General features: G+C 50.9%; 1 rRNA gene. It reads right to left on the bottom strand.

Annotation, left to right across the window (positions count from 1 at the left end):
• A 23S ribosomal RNA gene (locus tag IGS60_RS28270) occupies positions 1-552 on the bottom strand; the annotation flags it as partial.

Genomic DNA, 552 nt, shown 5'->3' with positions numbered 1-552 from the left:
ATATCCGCAGCTTCGGTGACTGGCTTAGCCCCGTTACATCTTCCGCGCAGGACGACTCGATCAGTGAGCTATTACGCTTTCTTTAAATGATGGCTGCTTCTAAGCCAACATCCTGACTGTTTTAGCCTTCCCACTTCGTTTTCCACTTAGCCAATCTTTGGGACCTTAGCTGGCGGTCTGGGTTGTTTCCCTCTTGACGCCGGACGTTAGCACCCGACGTCTGTCTCCCAAGCTCGCACTCATCGGTATTCGGAGTTTGCAATGGTTTGGTAAGTCGCAATGACCCCCTAGCCATAACAGTGCTCTACCCCCGATGGTGATACTTGAGGCACTACCTAAATAGTTTTCGGAGAGAACCAGCTATTTCCAAGTTTGTTTAGCCTTTCACCCCTACCCACAGCTCATCCCCTAATTTTTCAACATTAGTGGGTTCGGACCTCCAGGGCGTGTTACCGCACCTTCATCCTGGCCATGAGTAGATCACTTGGTTTCGGGTCTACACCCAGCGACTGATCGCCCTATTCGGACTCGATTTCTCTACGGCTTCCCTAT

The sequence above is a fragment of the Janthinobacterium sp. FW305-128 genome (assembly GCF_020858135.1).
Classification (GTDB): Bacteria; Pseudomonadota; Gammaproteobacteria; order Burkholderiales; family Burkholderiaceae_D; genus Janthinobacterium.
Note: the sequence above shows the minus strand (reverse complement) of the source record. Positions and strands in the feature narration are given on the sequence as shown.